The sequence below is a fragment of the Natranaerobius thermophilus JW/NM-WN-LF genome, assembly GCF_000020005.1.
GTDB lineage: Bacteria > Bacillota > Natranaerobiia > Natranaerobiales > Natranaerobiaceae > Natranaerobius > Natranaerobius thermophilus.
The window spans coordinates 2,383,132-2,407,515 of record NC_010718.1 but is presented as its reverse complement, the minus strand read 5'-3'; the positions used below and the strand labels follow the sequence as shown (position 1 = coordinate 2,407,515).

Below are 24,384 nucleotides of genomic sequence, written 5' to 3'. Positions count from 1 at the left end.
CGGCCCTCACCCCGGATAACCGGGGGTTGAGGGTCGTTTTTTTACTTTGATCAAGGTGATTACGGCAAACAGGCCAATGGTGCGGGGAATGATAACGAATGATAAATGAACTGGTTTTTAAGGTTAATAATTAATATCATAATTGTGTTATACTATACTTATAGTGGCTATAACTGAAATCAGGTATGTATCTCAACACGGCAGATGTTGAATATTAGGGGGCATTAATATGGAAGTTTTAATTGTGGTTGCTGTAGTTGCAATACTAGCTTTTCTACTGCTGGCCTATCTGCTAAGGATAGTTACGGCAGATAAACCTAAACAATTCATGTTTAGTATAGCTGTAATGGCAGCTCTAGCCGGAGCTTTTGTGTGGTTATTTTATCTCCCTCTTTATCAACATATTATGGAAGGTCCCGAACTTGTGATTGAAGAAATTGAAGGCAGTATGGAAAACTATACAGAAGATCGGGTCCGCTTAGAATTAGAAGCTCAGATTTCTGGTGGTCAGATCTTATCTGAAGGAGAAGCTTCTCCTGTTATGGCTGTTTTCTATCCCGAAAATTACTTAGATCCGGAAAGGGCTACTAGTCCCTTCCAAGAAGCAATTCCAGGCCAACCCCTTCAAAAAAGTGACTTTCCAGAGGAATCTGCTAATACTATGCGAGATATAGTTCTCGAACATCAAGAGGAATTTGATTATTTGGAATACATAAAAGTGGCCACTGGAGGTTATAACTTTGGTAAGGAGCTAGAAAATCAACAGGAAAATATTACAATGGAAGAGGTTTATCTAATTTTAGATCATGAACTAACCGAAGGTGAACTAAATAATGACGGGGATAATGGCGGGACAGACCAAGAAAAGAATGTTAGCTCTCCCAGACAGTTTCACGAAGAAATATTTTTTCAAGTAACAGGTGAAGGGAAGAACCTTGTTGAAGATATCACATTACCCGCTTTTATATTGTATGCTCCCAGGTCCAGGTCTTGGGAAGGAGACTCACCCCAAGCCCATGAGATTCAAGAGATACAAGTAGATATCAGCTTTTAATGGAACTCAAGGAGAAAGTCACTGCCCCCTGCTCCCTGTGTTGTAGCTTCCTTTGTTGTAGCTGTGGGAGCGTGTTAAGAGTATGACAATGGAGGTAAGTTTACATGAGTAATAGTTTTGATGGCTTTGACAATAGAATGGAGCCCAAAAGGGCTATTTTAGTAGCTTTAGAGCAAACGGACAGGAACGAGCGTTTTAGTACGGAAGAATCTCTGGAGGAGTTACAGCGTTTGGCAGATACGGCAGAGATAGAGTGCGTAACGGAAATTGTGCAAAAACGACCTAAACCCCATCCCGGGTTTTTCATTGGTAAAGGTAAAGCTCGTGAGATCGGATTGCTGCTAGAAGAACTTGATTGTAATATGGTGATTTTTGATGATGAATTGTCTCCAGGTCAGATTCGCAACTTAGAAGATACTTTAGATACCGATGTTTGGGATCGGACAGCTTTAATCTTGGATATATTTTACCGGCGGGCTAATTCCAAAGAGGCCAAGCTGCAAGTAGAACTGGCCCGTTTAGAGTATCTACTCCCCCGATTGGTGGGCCGCGGAAGTGAGATGAGCCGACTTGCCGGTGGTATCGGTACTAGAGGACGGGGAGAACAGAAACTAGAGATCGACAGACGCCATTTGAGAGAACAAATTCAAGAGATTAGGCGTAAGCTGGCAGAAGTAAGAAAGCGTCGGGAAGAAAATCGCCAGTACCGCAAAAAACATAATTTACCCGTGGTATCCCTCGTTGGTTATACCAATGCTGGTAAATCAACCCTTTTATCTACCTTGACGGGAAGCAAAGTGACTGCCAAGGACGAGCTCTTTAATACTTTAGACCCTAAACTAGCAGATATGAGCATGTCATCTGGTTCCAAAGCCCTGCTTTCGGATACTGTGGGATTTATTAATAAACTGCCCCATCACCTGGTGGCAGCTTTTAGAGCTACACTTGAAGAGGTGGAAGAGGCAGATTTAATACTTCATGTAATCGACGCTTCGAGCCCTAGAATGTATGAAGAGATAGAAGCAGTGGAAGAAGTATTATCCTCCCTTGATTTGGAAGGGACCCCCATAATCAAAGTGTATAACAAAACAGATCTGTTGCAAGAATCCGAGCCTTTGATGGAGAGTGGTTTCCCCAAGGAAGTTGCCATTTCCGCCTTAAAAAAAGATGGTCTTCACAGGTTGAGAAAGGCTATCCAACGTTATTTGGAAAGTTCCTGGGTCCGAAAAGAATATATCATTCCCTATCATAGGGAAGATCTAAAAGCCAGATTGTATGAAGTGGGTGAAGTTCTAGATATAGAGTATAAAGAAACAGTTATGGAAGTTTACGCCAGGGTGCCGCCCCACGAGGATCAGCGCCTAGAAAAAGATCTAGCTGAAATTAAAGGAGGTAATTCTCGTCATGAATAGTAATGAAATTAATTCCCATACCAATTCCCATTCCAATTCCAATATTTCTCATGTGGAAGATCGCTATTCCCTAGAGAAAAAACCCGAGACTATATCACGCCCCATTATAGGTGTAACTGCTTTTCAAGATACATCCGGGGACAAAACTCGAATTAATCACTCCTATATTAGAGCCATCGAGGCGGCAGGGGGGATTCCCCTGGTAATACCCAATCCCAGCCGGGATACTGGTCAAAAACTCCTAACAGAAGTTCTTGATCAGGAAAAACCCGTGCCGGGAGATATCTTGGATCTTTTTGAGAATCAAGATAGACTAGAAGCTCTAAAACCAGGGGAATTTTCCCGGTCTTATCTAGGTAAATTTTTGGACAGATTGGATGGATTAGTCCTGTCAGGTGGCGACGACCCCGATCCCATCTATTTCGGCGAAGAAGTTATACCCGGACAAGGTGGTATTGAGCCGGAACGGGATATAATGGAATTAAAGCTGACGGCTCTGGCTATGGAGCGTTCCCTTCCCATTTTAGGAGTTTGTCGAGGTATGCAGATAATAAATGTGATTAAGGGAGGATCTAACTATCAGGATATGGACAGTCAGTTACAGTTGGGTAAGGCGGAAGAATGGGTGAAACACAAGCAACAAGCTCCCAGGCATTATCCTACACACAAATTATATATTACAGAAGGTTCTTTGCTTGAGGAAATTGTGGGCCGAAGTAAGATCAGAGTAAACAGTTTCCATCATCAGGCTGTCAAAAGCCCCGGTGAGGATTTAGTGGTCAGTGGACGATCCGGTGACGGTATCATCGAAGCCATTGAGTCTAAAAATCATACTTTCTGTTTAGGAGTACAATGGCATCCGGAGGGCCATGACAATAGCCCGGGTGGATATGAGCTCTTTGTTCGGTTAGTAGAAGAGAGCCGAAAATAAATATATAGGTAGAAGAAAAGAGACATAAGAAGAAAATAAATCACGGAAAGAATTGTTCAAAATAGGAAATAACTTTATGTAAGGGGGATAATAATGAGTCAAGATAAACCTAAATTAGAACTGGTTAAAACTAGATTGGAGAAAGTGGATTCCAGAACAATTAAATCCGAACGAAAGTCCGGTGAACGCCTGCGCATGTTAACAGAATGGAATTATGTTATTAATAAAAAGACCAGCGATTTTGTAGTAATTTCAGCCACATGTCGCACCAGATTCGTACCCGAGGGATTATTTGAAATTCTGAGCGAGTTTTCCCTGGTCTATCGCTGCCGAGAAGATATTAGCCGCGATCAAATAGAAAACAATATGGAAAGTCTTCTGTTTCCTGCGGGAGAGCAAAATGCCCTCTTGGTAGCCCAGTTAACTGATAAAATGAGAGGCAGCCCCATGGTGATCTCTCCTAAGGTAAAACTACAAGGTGACATGAATTTAAATTAAGTAAAATAATAAAAAGAGGATATTTCCATTTTAGGGAGAATATTAAATTTAGATTAATTTTAAAAAGTTTATGTTTAAATTAGTTATGATTCACTTGGATCATAAATCGGTCGGTTTAATTGACAATGGGAGAGGTGGCACAACTAAAGTGAAGCCAAAGATGAAGGCCCCAAGGATATTTCGCTTTGATTGCCAAATTAGGCCTCTGTGTTTATCTTATACCGAGATTCCATCTCAGGGATATGATATTAACCAGGCTTGGCGACTTTGTGATTCGGGACAGGCCTTTTGGGAGCTGTTACCCTTCGCCCCAAGTACAAAACTACAAGGACATAATCAGGTGAGAACCGACTACAACAGCGCCTTACAGGGAAGGGCGCTGTTTTTTAATGAAATATTGTCTGAAATACAACCCGATCTCGCTTTATTGAAAGGCCGAAACCAGGATTTAGGCCCAAAGGTATTAGAACGGGAAATAGAAGAAATATTTAAAAGCTTAATCTATTTAAATCCAATAATTGTTCCAGGAGTCATATCAGCCCATCATCCAGCTTATCAGAAATTGCTTGATATAGTTTTTCAAACAGATAAGCCTTCTATGGCGAAAAAGAGAAAGGGTGAAAGTTCTGATCTAAAACATATCATTCTAAAACATACTTTTTTCACAAAAATTAAATCCTTCAGCAAAAACCTCAGTAACAAAATCTTCCTCGACAATTCAACTAAGGGCATATGCCTACGCTGTGGCTCCGATAAGCTATCAAATATCGAGGGAATCGAGGAATTAGAAGATCCCTGTCCCAGATGTGGTAGATACTGTCACTCCTGTCGAGAATGTTATCAGATGGGCGAGTCCACAGAATGCACACCCCTGTTTCTTTTCCCAGAAAGCTGTCTTGTCAACAACAATGGAGAAGATTCACATGTTTTAAACCTGGATTTTAAGCTGACACCGGCACAAAAGCGAGCCTATGAAAAGGCCCAGAAATTTGTGGGATTCAATTCTTATCGCTTTGATACTTCCTATTCCTATTCCTGTTCCTCCTCTTCCTCTTCCTCCTCCTCTTCTTCTTCTTCTTCGCCCCTTACTGCCCTAATCTACGCCGTCTGCGGTGCTGGTAAGACAGAAACCGTCTTTGGGGCAGTACTATCTGTATTAAACCGGGGAGGCAAGGTATTGTATGCCACTCCCCGGAGGGACTTGGTACGGGAATTATCGGAGCGGCTGCAAAATGCTTTCCCCCGGACCAAGATTTTAGCTATTTATGGTGGCAGCAAAAACAAATTTTCTGATGGTGAACTAATAATTGCCACTACTCATCAGGTTATGAGGTTTTATGATGCCTTTGAGTTGGTGATTTTAGATGAGGTAGATGCTTTTCCTTATCACGGGAGTGATCGATTACCCTTATTAATTCGTAGGGCTCGCAAAAAAAGCCAATATCCTAAAAGGGAGAGTTGGAATTATTCTGGGCCAGAAGCAAAAATTATCTACATAACGGCAACACCTCATAAAGATCTAATCCAGGGAAAGGGACGTGAACTTTCTAATCATACCAATCACACAAATTTTTCTAATCCTTTTAATCCTATCATGAAAGAAAATCCACCGGAATTGATTACAATCCCGGCCAGGTATCATGGCTATCCAGCACCGGAACCAAAATTGTTAAAAGGCACCAAAAAAACCCTGTTTCTAAATGATCAACTAGAGAAATTATTATTAAAAAACACTGGTGTAAAGCCAATCTTTGTGTTTGTCCCTTCTGTTTATATGGTGGAAAAAGTTTGCCGGGCTCTGTCCCACTGGCTTAAATTAAAAGCCCATCAGCAGCCTCACTGGGAACAAATTTCCGAACAAAGGACCAAGAAAATTTCACAGGCCGTGGTTTCCGGGGTGTCCTCTCAAGACCCTGACAGGGACCAAAAGCGCCTGGATTTTCATAATGGCGAAATAGATATTTTGGTGACAACTACGATCATGGAGCGGGGGATTACAGTTACAGGAGTTCAAGTGGTGGTTCTGTTTGCAGATCATGAAATATTCGATAGTCGAACCTTGATTCAAATGGCGGGACGAGCCGGCAGAAAAAAACAGGACCCTACTGGAGAGGTCCTGTTTATAGGCGAGAAAATCACTAAAGATATGAAAACTGCCAGGGCCGCCATTGTCAAGTTAAACCGCGAAGGACGCAGACTGGGTTTTTTAATTGATCCCTAATCAAAGACTGATGATACCATTGTGCTGTTGTAATGCTATTCGTAATCAAATACATTTTGGAATTCTTCCGGGAATTCATTTAAAAAGTAAACTGATAAAGTACCTGGCCCTGAATGGGCTCCAATTACAGAACCGATCATCCCTTCTACAAACTGCTGAGTGCCGAAATTATCTGCAATCATTTCTTTAAGTTTATTGGCACCTTCGTAATCATCACCATGATTGATGCCGATGACCTGCTTATCCAGGTTGATGCCCCGGTCTTTTACTATTTCAAACATATTTTTGTGGACTTTTTTACGGCCTCTAACCTTTCTGATGGGGATGAGCTTACCGTCGTCTACGTGTAGTATGGGCTTAATATGGAGCATGGTTCCCACAAAAGCCGAGGTTTTACTGACTCGCCCACCACGCTCTAGGTATTTCAAATCATCTACAGTGAAAATGTGTTCCGTATGCCCCGCATAAAACCGGGCTGCCCTAAGTAAACTTTCTTTGTCGTAACCTTGTTTCAGCAGTCGAGCTGTTCGGTAAACTGCCATTCCCTGGCCCAGGGAAGCACATTTAGTATCAATTATTTCTAAATCAAAGTCAGGATACTCTTCTAATAATTCGTCCTTGACCATACAGGCAGTTTGGTAAGTACCCGAAAGCTGGGATGAAAAACACATATAAATGACGCTTTCCTGTTCCTTGGCATAATGTTCAAAGGTTTCTCTCAGGTCCATGTAAGTTAGTTGGGCCGTTTTAGTCTTCTTACCAGCTCTCATTTCGTCGTAAAATTCCTTTAAAGATAAATCGCCGTCCCTAAATTCCTTGTCGTCTATATAAAAGTAAAAGGGTATTATATGTATATCGTATTCCTTAGTCAATTTTTCGGGAAGGTCGGCCCCGCTGTCGGTTATTAATTTAACCAAATCTTACACCTCCTTTCTTCCCAATATACAATACTTCTCGGTAGAATCAAAATTTTCCTTTTATAATATTGAAAGGGGATAGCTTTTATGACAATCAATAAAGTTTTAAAACTGCCTGTTATTATTTTAAAGAATGCCCAAAATACCAGTTGCTCCCTTTGTAGAGAACAGGTTTCAACACAAGGGAGGCTTGTATATCCTCCTTACACTTTTTTGGGTGATAATCTGTATCTATCAGAGACAGATTTTATCTGCGCTGATTGTTTGGAAAAATTAGAACTTGCCTGTTTTTCCGTTAGTGAAAATTATTCCCTGAAACCAATGGAATTAATCACAGAGGTGATCTATGCGGGAAACTATAGAGGTTACATGAAGGAGTTAATCCTGCGGCTTAAATATCAAGGTGAGAAAGAATTGGCAATTCCTTTAGGAAAACTAATGGCTTTGGCCTTAATGTTGTATTTGGAAACTAGTTATTTTAAAAATATTTCTGATTGGAAAAAGCTCTATCTTCCCCTGCCCTATTTTGCTGCAGTTCCCGTTCCTCTGTACAGAGATCGATTAGTAGAACGAGGTTATAATCAGTCATTATTGTTAGGGAGAGTGTTGGCCTATGAAACTGGAATATCCCTACAAGAAATGCTGATCAGGTGTAAAGCTACCTCACCGTTAAAAGAAAAAGATCCCCAGGAACGGTCTCGAGAGCTTTCGGGAGCTTTCATTCCTAAACCCATGGGGCAATTGAAAGGGAAAGTTGGAAGTTCCAAGCCAAATGCCAATGATAAATTCAATGTCAACAACAAAAACAACACTAAAAGGAGTGCAAAGAGGAATACTGATGTCAATGTTTTTAATGTTTTCTCCAATAGCATCTCCAATGCCGGAAAAATCTTGATAATCGATGATATTTACACAACAGGTGCTACTGCCAGTGAAATGGCAAAAGTTTTGAAAACCATGGGATTTCATGAAATAACCCTTTTGACCCTTTCCCATTAAAGCAGGGATTAGAAAAAGCAAAATAGATTAATATATGTGGAAATGAAAGATGGTTAAATTAAAAAATAAATATATTAACACCAGGGAAAACTAGTTCTTCGAGTATTAAATTATATTAATATTAAATAACTCTCAATACATGAGACATAAGTGAAAGAGAGCTATTAACAATAATATAAATGAGTCATCAGAGCCATAGGAGGAGCTAGTATGAATAAAACCACCCTGGTGTTTTCTTTATTAATCTTATTAGCAATTGGGATCATCTTTGTCAACTTTTATTTGTTTTTGGATGATCTACAACCTGGAGAGGATGGAGAAAGTGAATCTGAGCTTTCCCGAGAATTCTCCCAGAAGGATCTTTCTATTCCAAAAGATAGCCCGGATAATTCAACTGATAACTCATACGATCGAGCAGAGGGCCGAGAAGACCAAAAGGACCGAGAAAATTACAGTCCAAATTCCACAAACTCTTCTAACCCAGATGATCTGGAGGACAACCAAAACAAAAAAATCCATGAACATGATTCACCTCTATATCAGATATCACAAGCCCCGAAACATATTCTCTTTTATACATTAGAAGATGATAGTGACGAAATTGAAACAATAATGTACGCAGCTGTGAATATATCCGAGCGAGAGATTGATCTCATTGGAATTCCCGTATCTGAACAATTGCACATCTCAGACAAGGGCATTCAGCCACTGAAAGAGCTACATAACCTAGGTAAACATGTTTTGGTGAAGTACGCTGTAGAATTGTTAACAGGACAGTATCCGGATAATTATGTTCGAACCAATGAAGAAACCCTGAAAAATGTCTGCAGACAAAAAAATATAGACATTGATAACTTAAATGTAGATGCTTTAGAAGAGGATGGCATCGAAGATGAACTCAAAGATCAGATAGAACTAGACCGTGATAATATGATGGATCTATTTTTTGAGTTCCAGGGGAATGTAGAGACAGATATTAATTTAGAGGAGCTGCTGGAATGGAAAGAGGAGCTTTGATAACGTAAATTCAACAATATTTAGACATATAAATTTTAAAAGATAGGAATAAAGTCACATTACGAGCAGGCTAAAATCATGTATATTGGTACTAGAAAATTATGGAACATAATTCCTAAATTTATTAACGAGGAGTTGGACCAGAATACTTGAAAAGGGGTGAAAAGTACTATTGAAAACTCCTTCCGATTTCCCATTTAGCAATGAAAAAAAGAAAACAAACCTGGAGTTATATCGAATTAAGCAAAATTTAAAAAGTGTAATGGTGACAAGTTCAGAGGACAACACGGGAAAGTCAACAGTAGCTGCCAAACTTGCCATTAACGATTGTAGAAATGACAGAAAAATCCTACTGATAGACTGTGATTTTCAGGAGCCATCTCAGCACAGTCTGTTCGGGGTACAAGACAATCCTGGTTTTTTCGATGTAATAGACAATTCCAGCCTTCAGTTATCAAAGGTAATTCAAAGACCTGAATCCTTTATGGATAAACCCGTGGATTTTCTAGATACAGATTATCCTGATATCCTTACTATAGGTTCACTTCCCAAGTATCCCCTTGACCAGTTAAACTCTCAATCTGGACAAGCCTTATTACAACAGTTGTCCCAGAAGTATCATACAATTGTTATTGATGCACCATGTGTCTATGAGGAGACGGACCTGTCAACTTTCGCCAGCTATCTGGAGGGTATCGTCCTGGTAGTGAGCTCTCAAGAAGCTAGCAGTAATAGTGAGGATGATGAAAGCAAGGAAGATGATACTCAAAATCAGCTTGACAAACTGCAAGGCAAAGTTCTAGGAGTGGTTTTCAATTAGCTTGAACTAGGTTAGACTGCAGTTAGCCCAATAGATAGCATTGACATATTCTGGATGCTCCTACAGCTAAAACAGTGGCTTTCTGTTGCTGTTTAACGTAAAACGGCAACAGAAAGCTTTTCTTCCACTCCTAATTAATATGGAAAAACTTATTTACAAACTCTGTTGACTGTATTAGACTAACATATATCATTGAAATTTTAGCGACTTTTAACTTTAGTTAATTAAATTCTACAAGTGACAGGTGGGAGGGTTTTACATGCCCTTAATATTGGAACTAGGTGATGCATTACAGGGTACTGTAGTTAATGTGATTGCAATTATAGCCGGGGCGGTTTTAGGGCTGGTCTTGAAAAAAGGTGTTCCGGAACAGATGAAAAACACCGTCCTTCAGGGTATGGGGCTGGTTGTCTTGTATCTTGGCCTTTCCATGGCCTTTGAGGGACAAGAGATGTTAATAGCTATTTTCAGTTTAGTTCTGGGAGGAATTTTAGGAGAACTGGCCAAGGTAGAACAACGCCTAAATTCCTTTGGAGACAAATTAAAAGCCAGGTTTGGCAGTGAAGAAGGCCAGTTTACGGAAGGTTTTGTTTTTGCCAGCTTAATTTACTGTGTAGGAGCACTGGCTGTAGTAGGTTCTCTGGAAAGTGGCTTAAATAGCAATCATGAAATTTTGTACACCAAGTCAGCCATAGATGGTGTGACTGCCATTGCCTTTACATCCAGCTTGGGGCTGGGAGTAGCATTTTCCGCTCTACCGGTCTTTATATATCAGGGTTTTATTGCCGTGTTTGCCAGCGGAGTTTCGGATTATCTATCCGATGAAGTAGTAGCCGAGATGAGCTCTGTAGGAGGAATATTGATAATGGCTATTGGATTGAATGTTTTAGAGGTTACCCAAATTAAAATAGCTAATCTCCTGCCTGCAATTCTGGTTGCCGCTGTCATCGCAAATTTCGTGTTTTAAAAATATTTAAATGAAAACATGTGAATACAACATATGAATGGAATGAAACATAAAGGAGCCTTTTGAGGGCTCTTTTTTATTTGCATTAAAATTCACAAATTTGAACAGACGCATAATATAAGGTATAATTCATATTATGTATGGAATATATTACCATTAAAAACACTTTGAACCACCTTAAACGTAAAAACTAATGTTGGGCTCTCTCCTGACCTTCATTAACCTGCTATTAGAAGAGGCCCTACAAATAAATAAAGCAAGTTCCTAAGGAGGTATTATTTTGAGATTAATCACAGTGTTACTAGGAGCAACTTTTTTGATCTCCTCCTGGTTGGCCCCTGGATTAGGAGAAACAGCGGTTTTAAAAGAAGCAGAACCTCATCCCGTAATAGAAGCAGAACAAAAAGATGCAAACTTGACCGAGGAAGAAGTGATTCAACTAGTGGAAGAACTTATTCCCACAACCCAGGATTTAGAGCTGGAAAGAGCAGACTTCAATGATAACTTTGGGAGATGGCAATTAGGGTTTGAAACGCCCCAAGAAGTAGAAGATAAGTATTATAGTACGAATGTCTATATTTGTGATGAAAATAAGAATTTAGAAAGTTTTACAATGCTCATGAGAGAACTGGAAGTAGAAGATCCCAAATACGTAACTCATCAGAAAAGTGAAGAAATTGCCAGGGAATTTCTGAAACGAGCGGATTATGATCTTGAAGAACTGGGAGAATTTGAACTACTGACCCAGGAGATTTCACCTAGTGAAAAAGTTCATCATTATGGTACAAATCTGTCTCACAACTTTACTTTTCGCCAGCTCTACGATGGTTACGGATCAAACAATGAATTTACCGTATACGTCAGTTCACGAACGGGAGAAGTTACGCGTTTTTTAAATAATTATGATTCAGATTTGGAATTTGAGGAAGTTGATCATGTTATAGACAAAGACAAGGCCGAAGACCTCTTTATTCAGGCGGGAGCAGAACTGGAATACGACATTGATTATCGAAATGAAAAAATTGATCTACAGTACAGTCCCATTGTAGGCAATGATGCCAAAATAGATGCAGAGACGGGAGAGTATCTAGATTTTGATGGCGAAACCAAAGATTTGGAAGAGATCAAAAACTCAAAGCCCGAAGTAGATTTGGATATGGGTGCTCTGGAGATTGACAGACTTGATGAGCCTCTGGATCGAAGGGATCAAGCTAGGCTCTCTAATAAGGTGGAAGAAGTAGTATCATCAGCCTTCGATGTTGAAGGTGAACCTTCTCAAACAGGCTCAGGCGGAACCTTAAGAAGCGGTCCATTAGAAATTGAACGTGTCAGTACTGATTATCAGGTCGAGGATCCTGATGTGGTTTTAGACGTCAATATTGAGAAAAACCGTGGTTATCTAAACAAAATTGACGTGAAGCCCATGACCGACGACCCTCTGATTTCAGTAGGAGATGAGGAGTATAGCGAACAACTTGCTCAAGCCTTGACAGAGCTGGCAGAAGATGAAACAGAAGCAAACTTTGAACAAGTAGCTGAGAAATATCTAACCAAGTTGACCCCAGAGTTTTTAGATTATCTGGACTACAGTGAAGCTACTATAACAGAACGAGAAGAGCACTTCGGTGATTTGTACAGGGTCAATTTTCCTATGAAGGCTTATGGACTGCCCCTTAATAGATCACATATACATCTAGTCCTTTGTCAGGAAACGGGAAAGCTTAACAATCTCACTGTTAATATGCCTGTTTTCAAAGAAGATATCGATAAACCAGAGGATTTAATTGATATGGAAGAAGCCTTGAAAACTTATCTGGAAGACACTGAAATTCAACCCTTCTATGGACATGAAGGAGAATTTTACTTTGAGTTTATTAATTACGATCATGATGCCATCAACGCTATCACCGGTGAGCTAGAAGGAAGGTCAAGGGCACAAATGTATACAGATCCCCTGGAGATCAACAATGCTGATAATGATAAGCTGATTGAATGGCTTCATGCAGTAAACGTGATTGTCCCTGAAGAAAGCCAGGTGATTGATGCCGAAAAAACAGTCACTAAAGGGGAAGCTGCTCGCTTAATTAAGTCTTTGACGGGTGAGGCCAGGGATCGCGTCCCGCCATCCGGTGGGCACCGAGGATCCCATGATACGGAAGGCGATGTATTTACTGATGTGGAAAAGGACCATCCCGACTGTGCTATCATTGAAGATATTTACGAACAGGGATTAATTCCTGAACAAATCCTTGCAGGTGAAGATGGGGATAAATTCAAACCTGACCAAAATATTACCAGGGAAGAGTTGGCCACTATGCTAGTCAAGGCCATGAATTTACAGGAAGTGGCTGAACTGGATAATATGGAACTAGACTATCAAATTTCCGATCAGGAAGAGATCCATAATCAGACTGAAAATCATGTGCTCTTAACAGTGGGTTTAGATATTATCTCCCTGAAAGATAGTGAATTTAGACCCCAGGAGTCTGTGACCAGAAACGAAATGGCCCAAGTTTTTGATAGATTGGTTGGATTAGGGAGGTTTGTACAATGAGAAGAATAATAACTGTAAGCTCAAAGCTAAGCCCTAGAAATAACTCGAGACTGGGCTTAATCTTAGCCACCATGGCTATATGGTTGATCGTCGGTTCTTTTTTCGGACTAGGAAACCAAACTTTTGCAGCAGAACCCGAATTAGAAGAAGTTGTGGAAGAAGCGCCTAATGCCGTAGAAAAGGAAACAGTGGAAGAAGAACAGGAACCTGATAAAAGTGATGAGCTAGACCAGGAGCTGACACGAGTAGATGATAAGATCAGGTCGAAACTGGATATTTTGGATGGTTATCGGCTCGATGATGTCGATGAATATCGAGAAGAAGGACATAAGCGATTTAAGTACCAGGACGATAACCACAGCATTTCAGTTGTATATAATTTAGAAAATGAACGAATCGTCAGGCTTGATTCCCATGTTCCCAGGCGAGAACCCACTCTGGCCCAGATAACTACTGCTGAGGCAAAAGAAAAAGCCATAGACTATCTAAAGAAACTGTATCCCGATCTGTTAGACCAGGGTTATCTTGACCCGGAACCCATAATTAACCGAAGAATAGACGATGAGCGCAGCTACAATTCTTACTATCAGTTTGAATTTTCCAGACAGTACAATGATATTCCGGTTAAGGGTGAAGGTATAACTATTGTGATCAATGCCATAAATGGTGAACTTTTTAGCATCAATAAAGACTTTACCGATGTTGACCGATTTGTTCCCGTAAAAGACAAAGCTATAAAAGCGGAGAAAGCCATGGAAATCTTTAAAGAGCAACTTCCCTTGCAGCTGGTATATATGAACAATGCCCGGAATACAGAACTTGATTCGGGGAAACTGTATTTTACCTTCTTTGGCCAGGTAGATGTCGATTCCAGAGGTTATCTTAATAGAGGTTATTCAGTAGATGTTAATGAAGGTGAACTAGTCACTAATTTTGAACAGATAGAGCACGAGAATATTGCTGAAACACTGACCCAGGACGGAAGGTTAACTGATAAGTTCTTAGAACAGTATGCTATCGAGCTTCAGGGAGAGACCCCCCCGGATCAGAAAGAAATAGATGAAGATTATACTGCAGACAGGGGTAAGGAGTTTCTTCACTATCTGGGAATAGAAGATGTTGAATTAGATAGAACTAGTATTCGGAGCATTAGGCGGCCTATTGTCGAAAGGGCCGAAGCCCGGGAAGTCTATGAAATGACTTTCAGCCATGAAGAAATCCGTTCTCTGAGACATTTAAGAGTGAAAGCCTGTACTGAAAGTGGAGATATCATCGGCTTTGAGTTTCGGCCTAGAGGTGAAGCACAACTATTAGAGCTGGTTGGTGACCGCCCGGAAAGGCTGGATCTAAGCGAAATTTCCCAAGACTTGGTTGAAAATATGAGACCTAAACCTTCCCAAGATAAGAAATTGCTTGACAGTTGGAATCTAACTGTTACCCAAGATGCTGATGAACCCCATGAGCATCAAATTGTGGAGGATCCTGGAGAACACGAACCTGGTAGGACTTTTAGAGGCGCGGAATTAATCAGGATAATCGATAATATTCCCGTAGAGGCCAGTGGTTATCATGTGATGCTTGATCAGGCCACTGGATTTCTCAATACTTTGCGTACAGCGGATATTGATCGAGAGAGTTTACAGGACCCTGAAGAGGTGAATATGAGCAAACAAGATGCACGGGAACAACTGCTTTCAGAGTTGGACATAGAAATTACCTATGCACCTAAAACAATCTCCGAAGAAGGTGAATTGGTGACAGATGTGCGCCAGATAGCGGAAGAAGATGTAAAATACGAGATGCGCCCGGTTTATCAGCTTAAACCTTATGTACAGCAGATAGATCGTTTAAGTAGTGCCCCTTATATCGAAGCTGAGACGGGAGAGGTTTATCGCTACGATGGCAGTCCTTTCATAGAAGAAGATATCTTTCAACTCGTAGACGACGATCACTGGGCCGCAACATATTTAGAGCTTGGCCTGGCCCAAGGAATGCTTCCCCTTAGAGAGGGTCAGCTGCATTCTGATGCGGACATCACTAAGGAAGAGCTTAGTGTAATGCTCGCTTATTTGATTAGTGTTCAGGACACTGGTTACGGTCCTGATATTCCGGAAGAGCCTTATTTTAACAATGTTCATAAGAATCATCCTAAATTTGACGAGATACAGCTGACAGCTGATGAGGGGATATTTGACAAGGATCAGGATCGTTTTCCCGCTGATGAAAAGGTAACCAGGGAAGAAATGGCCCAGTTGATAATAAAGACTTTGGATCTGGAACTTCTAATGCATAATGACTTAACCTTCAGTATGGACTATCAAGACCAGGATGAAATCTCTCCCGAACTTCGGGATTACGTTGGCCTGGTTACTGGCTTGGGTATAATGAATGGCGACGGCCAAGAATTTTCACCCCAGGAAAAATTAAGCCGTGCCGAGGCCATCACTATTTTGTATCAACTGGATGAAGAACTCGGTGATATGAAAAATTAAATGCCACCGAGAGAAATTGCTAACACGAATGAGTTTTCACTCTTATATGAAGGGATTTTGATTTTTTATAGTTAAACTTTTGGCTGTCCAGTGATGTCATATCACACCCTGGACAGCTTTTTTTTAACCTCCATTTGACCCCCCTAACATCCTTCCACCTGATCACACGGGGGGATTTTTAAATTAGGGGAAGCTTTTAAGTGAAATTGTTTGTGTTTTCGACATTTTACACCTTTTATTGACAACAACTACTTATTAAGATAAACTTATATAAATGTAAATAGTGTCTTTTAAGATTATTAGTGGGACAATTATAGTTATTCTAAAAAGTGGGCGTGGTTGTACTTTCCTGTGATTTTACTAATATACTGGTTCCTTAACTTGAAAAGGTTTTTGAATTCCTTTGTGTATGCTGCTATCCCTGCAGGGATAGTTTTAGTATCTGCTTTACCTGTTTGGGAAGCTATTGAAGAAAATTCAGCAGCCGGTTGGCATTATATTGGCTACGGTGTTATGGCCTCTTTTATCCTGACCTTTGCATTTTCCTACTTTTTTAAGGGTGTGGAGAAGATTGAAAAGAAGGCAGTTAAGTACAGTATGATTACCTTGTTAGCAGTGATTATCCTGGTCGGTTCAATGTATGGAGCAACTAATTATGAAAAGGCCCTGGGATACATGCCCGAAACGGTACAGGACAGAATTGATAGGGTGGATTTTGATGAAACTGGATTTACCACAAGAGTAGAGCTCATGGAAACTGCCTGGGATATTATAGAAGACCATCCCTTTGGTGTAGGAGGTGGAGGCTGGGATCCTTTATATCCCCAGTATATGGAGAGGGATTACACCTCTTCCAAAGTCCATTCCCATATATTTCAGATAGGAGTCGAGACAGGCATCCCCGGGATGATTATCTTCGGGGGGATTTGGGCTGGACTGATATATCAGTTGCTTGTTATCCGGCGAAGGGGAACTGCTCGCGAGTTGTATCCCGCTGCCGGTGTCTTTGTAGCGGCACTGGCCCTTGGAGGTCACAGTTTGATTGATTTCAACTTGTCCCTGGGAGCTGTTTCAGTATATCTCTGGGCCCTCTTTGGACTGGTAACTTTTTATTACCGAGAGGTTATTGATTCGAACCGGTCGGATAGGTCAGCACAATCGGATCAAATGTCGGATCAAATGAAACTGGAGGAGTCAAGTGAATTGGGCCAGTCCGAGGAAGAGAAAGGACAGGATCAGGAAAAAGGGGATAAAAGATTTTATAAATGGCATCAAGGTGTGAGATATGCTGTTTTTGTGGTTTGTATTGGATTGTTAGTTTATTCTAGTACCATGTTTTACGGTTACAGACAAGGGGAAGAGGCCCTTTCTGCCATGGAACTTGAATTTTGGGGTACGGCTATCCCCACCTATGAAAAGGCAGTGAAATACGATTCCCTTAACTATGACTATCACTTTAGTTTGGTCCAGGCTTATGAAGGGCTATACCAGGAAACCTCCAATGAAGACAATATTAGAAAAGCAGTCCAACATGCAGACCGGGCCATCGAGCTAAACCCTGAAGATGCTGTTTTAAACAGAAATTACGGTCAGTTTATGCTTCGGATAGGTGATATAGAAGGTGGACTTGAGCATCTAAAAAGGGCTTATCAGAACCAACCTTATAATGAGGACAAGTATCTAGTGTATACCGAAGCTTTGATATCTGTAAGCGAAACCTATCTGTTCCAGGAAAAATACCGAGAGGGTCAGGAAAGGTTGCAGGAATTGATTGAGTTCCGGGAGGAGTTTTTAGAGTACAATTCCCAGTCTCGGGATTTTGATCAGGAGGTTTTCAAAGCGTATGTTCTTTTAGGACATCTTGAAAGTGATGACCTTGAAGGTGATGAGCAAGGAAAATATGAAAAAGCCAAAGAGCTTGCAGAAGAAGCGGACCTCTCCTGGGAAGGTGAGTTACTTCCTTATCTTGCCTTGATGTATCATGATTTGGACGAAAAAGAAGAAGAGTATCAGGAAATAAAGGAAAAAATGGAAGATGAAGCGAAGGAAATATATGGATGGTTAAAAGAAACGCTTTATAAACTTTATTAAAATACAGATTAAGGACAATTTTATGGTCTTTCAAATTGTTAATAGTCTTTATTAACAGGAGGGGGGGCTGGTTATTGATGAGTCAGAATTTTGATATAGATTCAGTTTTGGAATCGGTCTATAATGGGATTATAGCTATAAATAGGGCGGGGGAGATCATGCTCTTCAACAGATCTGCTAGTGAGTTATTAAACATATCAAAAGAAAAGGCAATAGGAAAAGACATTCGAGATGTAATTCCGAAAACTGAATTATTCAAGGTCATGGAAACAGAAAAAACTTACTCATCGGAAAAAGGACAATTTAATAATAAAACTATGTTGACAAATCGTTCGCCTATTATAAAGGATGGGCAAGTAATTGGGGCTCTAGGGGTTTTTCAAGATATCTCGGAATTAGAACACATATCCCAAGAACTTGCCAAAACTAAAGCAATAAATGATGAGTTAAGAGCAATTATTGAATCTTCTTATGATGGTTTTTGGATAACAGATGGTGAAGGTTATACTATCATGATAAATAGTTCTTACGAGCGCATTTCCGGTGCCAGAGCAGAAGAAGTAGTAGGAAGGCATATGAAGAAATTGGAAGAAGAAGGATTTTGCTCGGAATCTGTAACCTTAAAAGTATTAGAACAAAAAGAACGGGTAACATTAATGCACGAATTATTTTCTGGAAAAAAAGTCATGGTTACTGGTAATCCGGTGTTTGATAGTGATGGAAATATCACAAAGGTAGTAACTAATGTCAGAGATATTTCTGAACTATTAAGTTTAAAGCAAGAATTAGAGCGGACCCAAGTTTTAACTCAACACTATAAAGAAAAATTAACTGAAATGGAAATCAAGCTAGGTGAAGGTGAAGTCATAGCTAAGAGTAAAGTGATGAAAAATATACTGGACCAATCTGCTAGAGTAGCTTTATTTGACTCAACAGTTCTTATAACTGGGGAAACTGGAGTGGGTAAGGAAGTGATTGCTAAATATATTCATCAACAGAGCAACAGAAAAGAAGATCCTTTTGTAAAAATTAACTGCGGAGCAATACCTGAGAATTTATTAGAAAGTGAGCTATTTGGTTATGCACCTGGTTCTTTTACCGGTGCTTCTCAAAAAGGTAAGCCCGGAAAATTTGAAATGGCCGATGGTGGGACTTTATTGCTGGATGAAATAGGTGAACTTTCGAAAAACTTACAGGTGAAATTGCTGAGAGCACTTCAAGATCAGGAAATTTATCGAGTTGGCGGGGTCAAGCCTAAAAAAATGGATGTTCGGATATTAGCATGTACTAATCAAAATCTGAATAAATTGGTATCTGAAGACAAATTTCGGGAAGATTTATACTATCGGATAAGCGTTGTTCCAATATACATACCCCCATTGCGAGAACGTTCTGAAGATATCCCATTTTTAATTAGACATTTTACAAGAAAGTATAATAATAAATATAATATTAATAAAGGATTTTCTACGGAAGCCTTAAATCAATTGATAAAATATAATTGGCTAGGTAATGTTAGAGAGCTAAATAATATGATTGAGAGATTAATTATTATGGTATCTAAAAATCTTATAGAAGAAACTGACTTGCCTGGACTAGCTCATCATACTAGCGATACATCAATAAACATGTCACTTTCTGAAGCATTGAATGAAGTCGAAAAAAATATGTTAAAACGAGCATTAGGAGATTCACAAACTACTAGAGAAACTGCTGAAAAACTAGGAGTGTCACAGCCAACGGTAGTAAGAAAAATAAAAAAACATAACCTGAATAAAGATTTAATAAGTTAATAAGATCTGTTATAAAAAAGCCGAAACTGATACAAAAATGTATCGGTTTCGGCTTTTTATTTAGTTAGAAAAATCTCGTGATAGTCGGAAATAAATTAGTTACTAAATATTATGGCATAGAAATTATTCAATAATGTATCGGTTTTGATTTATCAATGAATAATTTTAGCATTTTGACAGTATTAAAAATATTAACTTCAATATAATGTATTTTTTAAAAACTCCAATATTTTAGTTTCCTTGTGAATTAACAGACAAATAAGACGCTTTTTAAAAAATTGGCATATAAATTGCAATATACTAATTATAAATTCAAAAAATATGACAAAGGAGGTTTTATTTTGCTTAATCGTTTAGCTCGCTTTTTTGTTCATCTAATGCAAAAGTACTTACCTGCACCGTTCTTATTTGCTATTATTTTGACCTTGATTGTTTTTGTTTTAGGTATTGTAGCTACTGATTCTGGTCCCGGAGATATGGTGATTTATTGGGGCGATGGTTTTTGGAACTTACTGGAGTTTGCCATGCAGATGGCTTTGGTCCTTGTAACTGGACATGTTATGGCTAATAGTAGGCCTATTAAGAGAATCTTGAATTATGGGGCTTCTATACCTAACAATCCAACTCAGGCTATAGTAATGGTGTCTTTTATATCTGCTGTTGCTTGTTGGATTAACTGGGGATTTGGTTTGGTTGTTGGAGCATTGTTTGCAAAAGAAATGGCTAAAGTTGTTCGAGGCTTAGACTATCGGCTTGTAATAGCTAGTGCTTATTCTGGCTTTTTGGTTTGGCACGCTGGATTTTCCGCTTCTGTACCCTTAGCTGTTGCAACTGAAGGCCATGATTTTGAAGAACTGGTAGGTGTTATTAGTACAAGTGAAACAATTTTTTCTATTGAAAACCTGATTATATCTGCGGCAGTTATAGTGATGCTTCCTTTATTAAATAAGGCAATGATGCCTAAAAAGGAAGAAGTAGTAGAAATCGATGCATCTTTATTAGAAGATGAAGTCAGCGCTACTGATGAAGAAAATGAATTGGAAACAGTGGCTGACCGCATAGAAAATAGCAAAGCCATCTCTTTAATCATTGGTATAATGGGACTTGCTTATATCGGATATTATTTTTTGATAGAAGAAGGGACCCTTGGATTGAACATTGTTAACTTTATATTCTTATTTGTTGGGATCTTACTTCATGGGACACCTAAACAGTATCTTAAGGCACTACCTGAAGCTGCAAAAGCAGCTAGTGGGATCATTATTCAATTTCCGTTTTATGCTGGTATCATGGGTATGATGACTGCTTCTGGCCTAGCAGCTGTGATTTCACAAGGACTTGTAAATATGTCTACTGAAACCACTTTCCCTATATTTTCATTCTTAAGTGCTGGTATTGTAAACTTCTTTGTTCCTTCTGGAGGTGGTCAATGGGCAGTTCAAGCACCAATAATGCTACCTGCTTCACTTGAAATGGGAGTAGATGTTGCAAAAACATGTATGGCAGTAGCTTGGGGTGACGCTTGGACTAATATGATACAACCTTTCTGGGCACTTCCCGCCCTTGGAATTGCAGGATTGGGTGCAAGAGACATAATGGGTTATTGTCTAATGGCCCTCTTATTTTCAGGCGTAATTATAATCTTTGGATTACTCATATTTTAAGCAAAATCTAATTAGGTGGTGAAGCTATTATGAAACAAATTTTAAGTGCTAAAGAGAGTGTTGAAAAGATATTTGATGGTATGACAGTTATGATAGGAGGTTTTCTTGCGACAGGTACTCCAGAAACATTAGTCGATGCACTAGAGGATAAAGGTGTTAAGGATTTAACATTAATTGCAAACGATACCAGTTATCCAGAGAAAGGGATTGGGCGTTTAGTTGTAAATGATCAATTTTCAAAAGTTTTCGTTTCCCACATTGGTACAAACAAATATACAGGAGAAAAAATGCATAACGATGAACTGGATGTAAACCTAGTACCTCAAGGAACTTTGGCAGAACAAATCAGAGCAGGTGGAGCAGGTTTAGGAGGAATATTAACTCCTACAGGTATCGGTACTGTAGCAGAAGAAGGAAAACAAAAAATAAAAATAAATAGAAAAGACTACATTTTAGCCGAATCTTTAACAGCAGATGTAGCGTTAATTAAAGCTGAACAAGCTGATGAATTTGGTAATTTAAGATATCGTCTTTCTGCTCGTAATTTCAACCCACTTATGGCAAAAGCAGCAAAAATAGTTATAGCAGAAGTAGGAAGTATAGAACCGGCATCATCCTTTGACCCAGATGATATTCATACTCCTAGCGTATATGTAGATTATTTAGTAAAAAGAGAGGAGGGGTAAATTATGGATAAGAATGAAAGACGAAATCTAATAGCAAGGCGAATTGCAAGAGAGTTTCAGACAGGAGAAGTTGTGAATCTAGGCATTGGAATGCCCACACTAGTGGCAAATTTTATTGATGAAGAGCAAAACATAACTATTCAATCCGAAAATGGAATAGCAGGTGTAGGGCCTACTCCTGAAGAAGGTCAAGAAGATCCAGATTTAACAAATGCAGGTGGTCAACCTGTATCTATTTTACCTGGAGGTACGTCTTTTGATAGTGCAGAATCATTTAGTATAATTAGAGGTGGGCACTTAGATTCGACTGTACTAGGAGCTTTGGAAGTTGATGAAAAAGGTAATTTGGCAAATTGGATGGTCCCTGGAAAAATTGTGCCTGGTATGGGAGGGGCTATGGATCTTGTAGTTGGTGCTAAAAAAGTTATTATTGCAACAGATCATGTTAATAAAAACGGAGAACCCAAGATTTTAAAGCAATGTAACTTACCTCTGACTGCTGAAAAGGAAGTAGATTTAATTGTTACAGATTTAGCAGTTATAGAAATCACTTCAGAAGGTGCTGTTCTACTGGAAGTCGCCGAACATTCCACAGTAGATGAAGTGGTTGAAAATACTGAAGCTAATTTGATAATTCCTGATAATATCGGTGTTTTGAAATAAATGGGATTCCATTTCACACCAAGGGTTGCAGAAACCTTAACATGGAACTGCGAGATACGGAAAGGTTATTGACTTAAATAAAATGGAATAAGTAAACAAAATTTTTTAAGCGGCTAAAGCCCACAGTGAAACGGGTTGAGGCCGCTTAAATAAATTAATATTTAAAAAATTTAAAAATTAAGGGAGGAATTTTTATAATCTCAGAGAATATTGATGAGTAACTGGTATGACCAGCAGACATCATACAATAATACAACCTAAATTCAAAGGGGAGTTATTTATGCAACAACGGACAAAAATCTTTATATTAATGGTAATCTCCATGGTCTTAGGTTACTTGCCCTGGTATAACTTTTCAGCAGTAATGAACTATATCGCTAAAGACTTCAATTTGTCATCAGACCAAACAGGAATGATCTTATCGGCTTTTCAAATGGGATATGTCATTGTAGTTATTCTATCAGGATGGATTGCTGACAAAGTTGGTGACAAGAAAGTGGTTGCTTGGGCTACATTGAGTACAGCAGTTTTTTCTACGGCTTTTACATTTTTCAGCAGTGGTTTCTGGAGTATTCTCGTTTTAAGACTGTTAACTGGACTCTCAGCCGGGGCAATATATGTTCCGGGAATGGCCCTTTTATCTAAATGGTTTCCCCCTAAAGAACGAGGGAAAGTTATTGGCGGCTATACAGGGGCTATGACTTTAGCTTATGCCGGAGGGTACTTTATTGCAGGTCCTTTAGCATCAAATTTTGGCTGGCAAGTCGGTATCTTATTTACTTCCCTTCCTGCTTTTATAGCAGCTTATATAGTTTTCTTTATGGTCCATGAGCCGGAAGAATCTACATACGAAGAATCAACAAAGCAGGATGCAGAGGAATCCGAGTCAAGTTATAGTAATACCGATGTCAAACCGGCACCCGAAGGTGGTTATGTAGGACCTTCTGTTATAACTGCAGGGTATATGGGGCATATGTGGGAACTGTATGCCTTCTGGGGTTGGATTGGTCCATTCATGACAGCTTCTGCATTTAAAGTGGGTTATAGCAGTGCAGAGGCCGTTTCCCTGGGTAACTTTTTAGCAGCTTTGATTATAGTGAGTGGAGCCCCAGCTGTGTATGTCATGGGGAAAATAGCTGACAAATGGGGAAGAAGTAAGACCATATTCATGTGTTCGATATTCAGCCTAGTTGCCCAATTGTTTTTAGGATTTTTACACGGACATTCCCTTGTCTTTGTAACACTTGTTGGTTTTTGGATAGGTTTTTGGGTAGTAGCTGATTCAGGAATATACAAGGCAGGTCTAACAGAGATGGTCAACTTCAGATTGAGATCAACCATGTTGGGAATTCAATCCGCTGCCGGCTATTTGATGACTGTGGTTTCACCCTATGTATTTGGTGTAGTTCTGGATTTACAAAACAATGGGGCCGATCCCATGCATGCGGAAAACTGGAGTTTACCATTTATAATTTTAGGATTAGGTGCAATTTTAGCGCCCATATCAGCAATTATTATTAGAAAAACCCGACAAGGCAGTTTGATGGTCAATGGTAAGTATTAATTTAACATAGATAACAAAAATTTATGGAGGTGTTTTCTAAG

At 39.5% G+C, this 24,384-nt stretch carries 18 protein-coding genes; 17 read left to right on the top strand and 1 reads right to left on the bottom strand.

Features of this window, described 5'->3' with window-relative positions:
- Positions 1-229 precede the first annotated feature (229 nt).
- The 5 genes from NTHER_RS11495 to NTHER_RS11475 all read left to right on the top strand — a co-directional run bounded on the left by NTHER_RS11495 (position 230) and on the right by NTHER_RS11475 (position 6,116).
- Positions 230-1,054, top strand: coding sequence for a hypothetical protein (locus tag NTHER_RS11495; protein WP_012448680.1), 825 nt, complete (start codon positions 230-232; stop codon positions 1,052-1,054).
- A 104-nt stretch (positions 1,055-1,158) separates the two neighbouring features.
- Positions 1,159-2,466 (top strand): GTPase HflX, encoded by a 1,308-nt coding sequence (gene hflX / locus NTHER_RS11490; protein WP_012448679.1) that lies wholly within the window; start codon positions 1,159-1,161, stop codon positions 2,464-2,466.
- Positions 2,459-3,397: a gamma-glutamyl-gamma-aminobutyrate hydrolase family protein gene (locus tag NTHER_RS11485; protein ID WP_012448678.1), complete on the top strand. Its 939-nt coding sequence runs from the start codon at positions 2,459-2,461 to the stop codon at positions 3,395-3,397. Before hflX ends, NTHER_RS11485 begins: the two co-directional genes overlap by 8 nt.
- 93 nt (positions 3,398-3,490) lie before the next feature.
- Complete coding sequence (locus NTHER_RS11480; protein ID WP_012448677.1) at positions 3,491-3,895, top strand: hypothetical protein; 405 nt, start codon at positions 3,491-3,493, stop codon at positions 3,893-3,895.
- 70 nt (positions 3,896-3,965) lie between these two features.
- Positions 3,966-6,116 (top strand): helicase-related protein, encoded by a 2,151-nt coding sequence (locus NTHER_RS11475; protein WP_012448676.1) that lies wholly within the window; start codon positions 3,966-3,968, stop codon positions 6,114-6,116.
- 35 nt (positions 6,117-6,151) lie between these two features.
- Here NTHER_RS11475 and NTHER_RS11470 read toward each other — a convergent pair whose 3' ends face one another.
- The gene (locus NTHER_RS11470; protein WP_012448675.1) at positions 6,152-7,033 is read right to left on the bottom strand and encodes a DegV family protein; all 882 of its coding nucleotides are present in this window, start codon (positions 7,031-7,033) and stop codon (positions 6,152-6,154) included.
- A gap of 87 nt (positions 7,034-7,120) precedes the next feature.
- Between NTHER_RS11470 and NTHER_RS15345 the strand changes: the two genes are divergently transcribed.
- The 12 genes from NTHER_RS15345 (at position 7,121) to NTHER_RS11410 (ending at position 24,343) form a co-directional block, all read left to right on the top strand.
- A complete protein-coding gene (locus tag NTHER_RS15345) occupies positions 7,121-8,032 on the top strand; it encodes a ComF family protein (protein ID WP_012448674.1) in 912 nt (303 codons plus the stop codon).
- 210 nt (positions 8,033-8,242) lie between these two features.
- A complete protein-coding gene (locus tag NTHER_RS11460; protein WP_012448673.1) occupies positions 8,243-9,049 on the top strand; it encodes an LCP family protein in 807 nt (268 codons plus the stop codon).
- 172 nt (positions 9,050-9,221) lie between these two features.
- On the top strand, positions 9,222-9,869 hold the full coding sequence (locus NTHER_RS11455; protein ID WP_012448672.1) for a CpsD/CapB family tyrosine-protein kinase: 648 nt from the start codon (positions 9,222-9,224) through the stop codon (positions 9,867-9,869).
- A 259-nt stretch (positions 9,870-10,128) separates the two neighbouring features.
- Positions 10,129-10,836, top strand: a complete 708-nt coding sequence (locus NTHER_RS11450) for a DUF554 domain-containing protein (protein WP_012448671.1) — start codon at positions 10,129-10,131, stop codon at positions 10,834-10,836.
- A 280-nt stretch (positions 10,837-11,116) separates the two neighbouring features.
- Positions 11,117-13,390: an S-layer homology domain-containing protein gene (locus tag NTHER_RS11445; RefSeq protein ID WP_012448670.1), complete on the top strand. Its 2,274-nt coding sequence runs from the start codon at positions 11,117-11,119 to the stop codon at positions 13,388-13,390.
- Positions 13,387-15,882 carry an S-layer homology domain-containing protein gene (locus tag NTHER_RS11440; protein WP_012448669.1) on the top strand — a complete coding sequence of 832 codons (2,496 nt, stop codon included), beginning with the start codon at positions 13,387-13,389 and terminating at the stop codon, positions 15,880-15,882. Before NTHER_RS11445 ends, NTHER_RS11440 begins: the two co-directional genes overlap by 4 nt.
- Before the next feature lie 393 nt (positions 15,883-16,275).
- Complete coding sequence (locus NTHER_RS11435) at positions 16,276-17,973, top strand: O-antigen ligase family protein (protein WP_238526100.1); 1,698 nt, start codon at positions 16,276-16,278, stop codon at positions 17,971-17,973.
- A gap of 77 nt (positions 17,974-18,050) precedes the next feature.
- Complete coding sequence (locus NTHER_RS11430) at positions 18,051-19,766, top strand: sigma 54-interacting transcriptional regulator (RefSeq protein WP_012448667.1); 1,716 nt, start codon at positions 18,051-18,053, stop codon at positions 19,764-19,766.
- A gap of 341 nt (positions 19,767-20,107) precedes the next feature.
- Positions 20,108-21,430 (top strand): short-chain fatty acid transporter, encoded by a 1,323-nt coding sequence (locus NTHER_RS11425; protein ID WP_012448666.1) that lies wholly within the window; start codon positions 20,108-20,110, stop codon positions 21,428-21,430.
- 29 nt (positions 21,431-21,459) lie between these two features.
- Positions 21,460-22,116: a CoA transferase subunit A gene (locus NTHER_RS11420; RefSeq protein WP_012448665.1), complete on the top strand. Its 657-nt coding sequence runs from the start codon at positions 21,460-21,462 to the stop codon at positions 22,114-22,116.
- A 3-nt stretch (positions 22,117-22,119) separates the two neighbouring features.
- Positions 22,120-22,779 (top strand): 3-oxoacid CoA-transferase subunit B, encoded by a 660-nt coding sequence (locus NTHER_RS11415; protein WP_012448664.1) that lies wholly within the window; start codon positions 22,120-22,122, stop codon positions 22,777-22,779.
- 280 nt (positions 22,780-23,059) lie between these two features.
- On the top strand, positions 23,060-24,343 hold the full coding sequence (locus tag NTHER_RS11410) for an MFS transporter (RefSeq protein ID WP_012448663.1): 1,284 nt from the start codon (positions 23,060-23,062) through the stop codon (positions 24,341-24,343).
- The last annotated feature ends 41 nt before the right edge of the window (positions 24,344-24,384 follow it).

What these genes read in the sequence shown, in the direction of transcription:
- NTHER_RS11495 (WP_012448680.1), top strand. Translation starts at nt 230, where the DNA reads ATGGAAGTTTTAATTGTGGTTGCTGTAGTTGCAATACTAGCTTTTCTA.
- hflX (WP_012448679.1), top strand. Translation starts at nt 1,159, where the DNA reads ATGAGTAATAGTTTTGATGGCTTTGACAATAGAATGGAGCCCAAAAGG.
- NTHER_RS11485 (WP_012448678.1), top strand. Translation starts at nt 2,459, where the DNA reads ATGAATAGTAATGAAATTAATTCCCATACCAATTCCCATTCCAATTCC.
- NTHER_RS11480 (WP_012448677.1), top strand. Translation starts at nt 3,491, where the DNA reads ATGAGTCAAGATAAACCTAAATTAGAACTGGTTAAAACTAGATTGGAG.
- NTHER_RS11475 (WP_012448676.1), top strand. Translation starts at nt 3,966, where the DNA reads ATGTTTAAATTAGTTATGATTCACTTGGATCATAAATCGGTCGGTTTA.
- NTHER_RS15345 (WP_012448674.1), top strand. Translation starts at nt 7,121, where the DNA reads ATGACAATCAATAAAGTTTTAAAACTGCCTGTTATTATTTTAAAGAAT.
- NTHER_RS11460 (WP_012448673.1), top strand. Translation starts at nt 8,243, where the DNA reads ATGAATAAAACCACCCTGGTGTTTTCTTTATTAATCTTATTAGCAATT.
- NTHER_RS11450 (WP_012448671.1), top strand. Translation starts at nt 10,129, where the DNA reads ATGCCCTTAATATTGGAACTAGGTGATGCATTACAGGGTACTGTAGTT.
- NTHER_RS11440 (WP_012448669.1), top strand. Translation starts at nt 13,387, where the DNA reads ATGAGAAGAATAATAACTGTAAGCTCAAAGCTAAGCCCTAGAAATAAC.
- NTHER_RS11430 (WP_012448667.1), top strand. Translation starts at nt 18,051, where the DNA reads ATGAGTCAGAATTTTGATATAGATTCAGTTTTGGAATCGGTCTATAAT.
- NTHER_RS11420 (WP_012448665.1), top strand. Translation starts at nt 21,460, where the DNA reads ATGAAACAAATTTTAAGTGCTAAAGAGAGTGTTGAAAAGATATTTGAT.
- NTHER_RS11415 (WP_012448664.1), top strand. Translation starts at nt 22,120, where the DNA reads ATGGATAAGAATGAAAGACGAAATCTAATAGCAAGGCGAATTGCAAGA.
- NTHER_RS11410 (WP_012448663.1), top strand. Translation starts at nt 23,060, where the DNA reads ATGCAACAACGGACAAAAATCTTTATATTAATGGTAATCTCCATGGTC.